This is a genomic window from Bilophila sp. 4_1_30 (assembly GCF_000224655.1).
GTDB lineage: Bacteria > Desulfobacterota > Desulfovibrionia > Desulfovibrionales > Desulfovibrionaceae > Bilophila > Bilophila wadsworthia.
The window spans coordinates 911,111-917,571 of the sequence record NZ_JH114232.1; the positions used below are offsets into that span (position 1 = coordinate 911,111).

Consider the following 6,461-nt stretch of genomic DNA (forward strand, 5'->3'; position numbering starts at 1 on the left):
CCACCCCGCACAAAAGAGCAGCGCCCCGGAGGAGGAGACGGGGCGCTGCAGAGGAAGGAGGAGGATACAGTTTCTGTAAGGAGGAGGATGACTTTGCCATTGAACGAACAGACTCAGCTAGGCACCTGTGAAACGGTCAGGTGGAACCGGTCGTTCAAAGTTGTAGAGGCTCTCGTATATGTAAACGGCTGTGCCGATTATTGTTTCCCCTGACTGGATGGGAGTCAGGGTTTTTCGCCGCTGGAAAGGGAGACTGACCAACGGCTGGAGGGGGGCTTGTTATTCGCTCGCAGGAGCGTCCGCTCCGGGCTGCGGACCGTCGGGCATGACGGTCATCCCTGTTGCGGGGCATCGACGGGGCCGTTCAACCGGGCACCCCGGCCCCTTGTCTTGAAATATATTGATGCCGATTTCCTTGGCGACCCTGTCCACCATCGCGCTGCGTTCCTTGGCGAATTCGTTGCGGAGCGCCACGAGTTCTTCCGTCGCCTTGCCGATGGCTTTCGGGTCCGGAGTGGGACTGTTGCCGAGCGTGCGCAGCTCAATGTACTTGGCCGCGAGCTTGTCCCGCAGCGGCGCGGTCTTGTCGGCGAATTCCTTCATGATGGCATCGTACTGCGCTTTCTTTTCCTGCGTGAGCGCCTGGTAAATGCAGTCCTGATACGACCTCTGCTGTCTCCAGTGGCCGTCGTGACCGTCGTGAGGCGCTGCCAGCGCCTGCCCGGCAATCCCGCCTACCGCGAGGAAAGCAGCAAGGGCTACGGCGATAGAGGCTTTATTGAGGCTCATTGAGGTTCTCCTGAAAGGTGTTTTGTTCGTCACTCTTGTCTGGACTATAGCAATGCCCGTGCCAAACATGTTAACTATTCGATTTTCTATGTAATCATCAATATAATGCCTCTGGTGGACTTCCCGTTGTTCTGAAAAGCTGTATAGAATTTGTACAGGGATATTTGACAGTGTATAAGAATCACACAGGGAAAAGCCCGGATGCGCGGATGTGGCTAAAAAAAAGACAGCCACACTCCTTTCGGGAGCATGGCCGCCACAGGAACGGCGGGATGGGATCACTCCACGCTCTGTTCGTTGAGGGGTTGTGGGTTCAGATCTTCCATTTTGGTGCCGCGCACACGGGCGCCCCAGCCGGGATTGAACCCGGCGAGCTTTTCCATTTGTGCGGAAATGCGCTGCAATTCCCGTATGGCCTCGGTACGCAGGCGGATGAGCCTGCGCCCGATGACGGCTAGGGCGTCAGGGGGCGTGTCGGACGCGAAAGAAAGGTTATGAAGTTCCACAAGCGTTTGACGTAGTTGGATATGAATGACCGTAAGATAGGGTTCGGCCTCGCGCATGATGGCGAGCGCGGCCTGCTGCTGTTCGGGGGTGAGGTTCGGAGGCAGCGGCATGGCGAACAGGCGGCTCTCGAACCGGCTGGTGTCATGGGTCCGCTGCGGGGCGAGAGCCGGGCATTTGGAAGGCGTATCCGGAGAGAATCCGGGGAAAGCCTCCGGCATCCGGGAAGGGGGCAGCCCTTCGGGAGCCTGCCGCGGCTGGTCGTCGTGAACTCCGGAAGAGGCGCCCGTGGCGAAAGCCTTGTCCGGACAGATCCAGATAGAGAGCGCAACCCCCAGTACAATCAGGTAAAACAGCGGCAGACAGAATCTGTTTTCTGTATATATCTGCATGAAGCCCCTTTCGCTTTTTGGGTGGCAAGGAATGAAAAGTATGGGTATGGTCAGGAAGCTTCCCGAGCCAGAATCTGCACAGTATGACATGTACGTGAGCTTTGAAGGGCTCGTCAATAGTCGGAAAATTTGCAAAAAGCATACCATGTATTAGGCCGGCGGATCGCCGCAGAGCCGTTCCGTGCCGGGTGGTTGGAGCGTTTCTTGCTTCGCTCCAGCAGTGTTTTTTACGCATTTTCTTAAAGGAATATCCGCATCCATGCAGACGACAGGACTTTTCTCTTCCTCCTCTCCGCAGCAGGCCAATGTCGGCGGCGGAAGCTCGTTGATAGGGACGCTCGGCGCCGCACTGGTACTTGTTTTCGGCGTAGTGCTCCTTACGGGGCTTTCGCTCGACCGCACTCAGACGGCTATGGTCCGTTTCCTTGCGGAAAAAGGCGTGGCGCTGGTCACGGCGCTGGAAAGCGGCGTCCGATCCGGGACCCGTTCACGGACGGGAATCCGGTTGCAGTACCTTGTCGAAGAATTGGCGGATCGGCCTGACGTGCGTTTTATCGCGGTGACCATGCCTGACGGGACCATCCTTGCGCACAGCAACCCGGCGCGCGTGGGGGAAGTGCTGAACACCCGCGGCGGCAGGGAGCTCGGCGCGGAGACGATCGCGGCATTGCGTCCCTCGGAAACCCCTTCGTGGGCGATCATAGATATGGAAGGCTCACGGGCGTTCGTGGTCTTCAAGACATTCCATCCCAAGATAAAGGGTGAGGGGCGGCAGGATGAACCGACGGTAGGGCCGCTGCCGTATGTATTCCTCGGGCTTGACCTTGCTCCGCTCGAAGTGGCGCAGGCGCAGAACCGCGAGCGCGCCGTCCTGCTGGGGGCGGGGGTGCTGCTGGCTGGCATGTTGGCCTTGCTTGGCCTGCACGCCGTGGAGCGGGTCCGCTCGTCCCGGCGCGGGCAGCGGGTGGCCGAAGCGTTGGCTGAAGAACTGGCCGTAGCGCTTCCGGACGGGCTGGTCGTCTTCGACGCCAAGGGCCGGATCACCCGGATGAACAAGGCGGCGCTGACCCTGCTCGGCATGGAAGCCCCGGCCAAGGGCAAGGCGTTCCTAGGCCGGAAACCGGCGGAAGTGCTCCCTTCGGCGCTGGCGGAACTGGCGGCGAAGCTGTTGCAGGAGCCGGTGCTGCCGGATACGGAAATCATCTTGCGGCACGGAGAGGAACAGCAATACATTTCGGTACGCGGCGGGCACGTCAATGAAGGGTATGAAGGCCGCCTGGGTTCGCTCATGTTCCTGCGTGACCTCACGGAAGTCCGCCGCCTTGAGGCGGAAGTCCGCCGCAGGGAAAAGCTTGCCGCCGTGGGCAACCTCGCCGCGGGCGTCGCCCATGAGCTGCGCAATCCGCTCAGCTCCATCAAGGGGTATGCGACGTATTTCGGCGGGCGGTTCCCTGAAGGCAGCGCGGATCGGGAGGCGGCGCAGGTCATGGTCAAAGAGGTGGAGCGTCTCAATCGGGCCATCGGCGATTTGATAGGGCTTTCGCGCCCCACGGACATCCGGCCGCGCATGACCGGGATGCGGCGTCTGATCGGAGACACGCTCCGGCTCATCGGGCAGGACGCCGCCAATCACAAGGTCGCCATACGGTTTGACGCGCCCGAGGTGTTGCCGGATGTGGCCATCGATCCCGACAGGATGCGTCAGGTGATCCTGAACCTGTGCCTGAACGGGCTTGAAGCCATGCCGGACGGCGGCGAGCTGTTCCTGTCGTTGCATCCCGAACCCGATGCCCTGCGCCTCGAAATCCGGGATACCGGGGTGGGCATCGCGCCGGACGCCTTGCCGCATATTTTCGATCCCTATTTCACCACCAAGGGGCAGGGGACCGGGCTCGGCCTTGCCACCGTGCACAAGATCATGGAAGCCCACGGCGGGAGCATTTCCGTCACTTCCGAGCCGGGGCAGGGCGCCGTATTCCGCTTGCTCCTGCCTTTGGGCAGAGAGGGCGGGAAGGTTCACGGGCATGAATGAGCGGACGCGGAAACCGGTTGAGAAGAAAGGCGGGCATCGTGTGGATTCCCGCTTCCTTCCTTTTTTGCAGTGGCTTTTGAGAAAAGGGCTGACGATTGGGGCGGCGTGACTATTATTGGATTGTAGGAACGTCTTCGGCTGTGCAGGGAAGCGGGCCGATGAATTCACAGAAGGCATGACGCAACTTGGACGTCTTCGGGTGCGCAGGGAAGCTGGTGCGCGTCTCCGTCCGGGGGGCCCCGCTTGCGGCGGAGAAGGGTTGAGAAGACGGATATTGCGTTGCCGCCGGGAGGTATCCGGCGGGTACGGCATCGGCGGCGCCGAGGAGTCCGGGAACCCCTTTTTCGGAAGGGCGGCCTGACGGATCTATTGCCGCCGGAGGCGAGGAGGTATGAGATGAGCACGCCACCTATTATATTGATCGTGGACGACGACAGTTCCCACCGGGCGATGCTGCGGACGGTGCTCCGGGGGTGGGGGTATGCCACGGATGAGGCCGACGACGGGGATACCGCCGTGGAGAAAGTCAAGGAGCGGGCTTACGACGCCGTGCTTTCGGATGTGCGCATGGCCCGCATGGACGGCATTTCGGCCATCCGGGAAATTTTACATCATAACCCCTCGATTCCGGTCCTGGTCATGACCGCGTGGCAGTCCGTGGAAACCGCTGTGGCGGCTCTGCGGCTCGGGGCGTACGACTATCTGGAAAAACCGCTGGATTTCGATCTGCTGCACCTCACGCTGGAACGGGCGCTCGATCATACCCGGCTGGCGGCTGAGAACCGGGAACTGCGGGAGTATATCCGGGAAAGCCCTTCCGGTCTTCTCGGGCGCAGCCCGCGGATGCGCGAACTCATTGAGATGGTGAATACGGTCGCGCCCACCGAGGCGACCGTCCTGATTACCGGGGAGTCGGGGACCGGCAAGGAGCGGGTCGCCCGCGCCATTCAGGAGGCCAGTGCCCGGAGAGGCAAGGCGTTCGTCACCGTCAACTGTGCGGCCCTCAATGAATCCCTGCTGGAGTCCGAATTGTTCGGGCACGAGAAGGGCGCGTTCACAGGGGCGGACAAGCGCCGCGAAGGGCGGTTCAGCCAGGCCGACGGCGGCACGCTGTTCCTCGATGAGATCGGCGAACTGCCCCTTTTGCTTCAGGCAAAGCTTCTGCGCGCCCTCCAGCAGGGGGAAGTCCAGCGAGTGGGCAGCGATACGCCCGTCATCGTGGATGTGCGGGTCATCGCCGCGACCAACCGCAACCTGCGCGAGGAAGTCAGCGAAGGGCGCTTCCGTGAGGATCTCTACTACCGGCTCAACGTGATCGGCGTGGAAGTGCCCTCCCTGCGGGAGCGCCGCGAGGACATCCCCGTGCTCGCCACGGCTTTTCTGGAGCGTTTTGCGCTGGCGAACCGCAAGGAGATCAAGGGATTCACTCCGCAGGCGATGGATGCATTGCTCAAGTACTCTTGGCCCGGCAACGTGCGCGAACTGGAGAACGCCGTGGAGCGGGCGGCTATCCTCTGCCTCGGGGAGTATATTTCCGAACGTGAGCTGCCTATGGCGGTGTCCTCCGCGCCCAAGAACAACGACGCGCCTACCCTTGCCGAGCTGCAGGGGGCGGCAGGTGAGGAGCCGATCAGCATGACGCTGGATGAGATGGAGCGCGCGGCCATCTTGCGGACGCTTCAAGATACGGGGGACAACAAGAGCGAGGCCGCCCGGCGGCTCGGGATCACGCGGGCGACGCTGCACAATAAGTTGCGGAGATACGACATGGAGTAGTTGACAAAAATAGTAACGAGTACTATTAATCAATCAACGCAATCAATGTTACTTGCAAAGGTGGATTGGACATGAATACAGCGCACCTTTCCTCTACGAAAAATACATCTCCCTTGGCGGCGTTTGCCGACCAGCAGATTGATTGGAACCTGACGCCCGAGATGGCGGTGACCCTTTATCTGGAGTGGGGCAATAACGACTGGCGTTCCGAACATCCGCCGGTCCGTTCCAAGAGCGACGTAGCCACCTATTTTGTCGTGGACGCGTGGCAGGACCCTTTGAAGGTACGGCTTGTGCGCCGCAATTCCGAATCGGCGGACGATCTGGTGACTGTTCCGCTGCCGGAGCCGCTGGTGAAAGCGTTCCGGGACGAGTACGGTTCCCTCAAGGGGGTCTTTGAGCCCCTGCCGGTCATTAAGGACTGGCTCAAAAAGGAGCTTGGTCAGGCTTAATCCGTACGGGAGGAGTGCGGGAACAGTGACGTTCGCCTAGCAGCCTGTCCGTGGGAGTCTCCCCTGACCCCAGCGGTTTCCTCAATTCTTCCGTTTTTTTCAATTAAAAAGGTATCTCCGTTTTCAGGTGCAGTATGTACCGGTGCGCGGGTGGCGCACCGGTACGCCTCCGAAGCCCCCAAAGGCAGCAATGCCCGAGGGGGTTTTGTTTTGGAGGTGGAGATGGTGAGGGGGATAAGGTGGATGAGAGAAAGACTTTTGACTGGTGGGGAGGCCGCGCGGTGGGAGTCCCGTTGGGTGTGGGACAGAGGAAGCAGCTGATTGCGTGTAGGTATAAAGAAGTGCTGTGGACTGAATAGAGCTACAGCTCTCTCTATATATAATTGTATTTTCCGTAATCTGGTCCCTGAGGAGCCCCGCCGGAGGTATTTTGAAGGAAAGGGCGCCCTCCGCTCTTCTTCTCGTTTATAGCCTTCCATACCTCTCTTTCCTTCAAAAGAGGGGGAAAGCTGTGAA

The 6,461-nt window shown here is 60.4% G+C and carries 6 protein-coding genes; 4 read left to right on the top strand and 2 right to left on the bottom strand.

Annotated features, from left to right (window positions below; genetic code table 11):
- A partial coding sequence (locus HMPREF0178_RS22565) for a hypothetical protein (protein WP_232281254.1) occupies positions 1–213 on the top strand: 213 nt, incomplete at its 5' end.
- A 66-nt stretch (positions 214–279) separates the two neighbouring features.
- On the opposite strand, the gene HMPREF0178_RS10690 is transcribed toward HMPREF0178_RS22565, so the two are convergent.
- Together HMPREF0178_RS10690 and HMPREF0178_RS10695 are read right to left on the bottom strand one after the other, a co-directional pair.
- Positions 280–789: a Spy/CpxP family protein refolding chaperone gene (locus tag HMPREF0178_RS10690; protein WP_009733418.1), complete on the bottom strand. Its 510-nt coding sequence runs from the start codon at positions 787–789 to the stop codon at positions 280–282.
- A 278-nt stretch (positions 790–1,067) separates the two neighbouring features.
- Positions 1,068–1,685 (bottom strand): hypothetical protein, encoded by a 618-nt coding sequence (locus tag HMPREF0178_RS10695; protein WP_005025031.1) that lies wholly within the window; start codon positions 1,683–1,685, stop codon positions 1,068–1,070.
- A gap of 259 nt (positions 1,686–1,944) precedes the next feature.
- Here HMPREF0178_RS10695 and HMPREF0178_RS10700 point away from each other — a divergent pair, with 259 nt between their 5' ends.
- From HMPREF0178_RS10700 to HMPREF0178_RS10710, 3 genes are all read left to right on the top strand, one after another.
- Entirely contained in the window at positions 1,945–3,717 is a 1,773-nt protein-coding gene (locus HMPREF0178_RS10700; protein WP_009733419.1) for an ATP-binding protein, read from the top strand.
- Positions 3,718–4,113: 396 nt separating this feature from the next.
- Entirely contained in the window at positions 4,114–5,493 is a 1,380-nt protein-coding gene (locus HMPREF0178_RS10705) for a sigma 54-interacting transcriptional regulator (RefSeq protein ID WP_009733420.1), read from the top strand.
- Positions 5,494–5,564: 71 nt separating this feature from the next.
- The gene (locus HMPREF0178_RS10710) at positions 5,565–5,945 is read left to right on the top strand and encodes a DVU0772 family protein (protein ID WP_009733421.1); all 381 of its coding nucleotides are present in this window, start codon (positions 5,565–5,567) and stop codon (positions 5,943–5,945) included.
- Positions 5,946–6,461 lie beyond the last annotated feature (516 nt).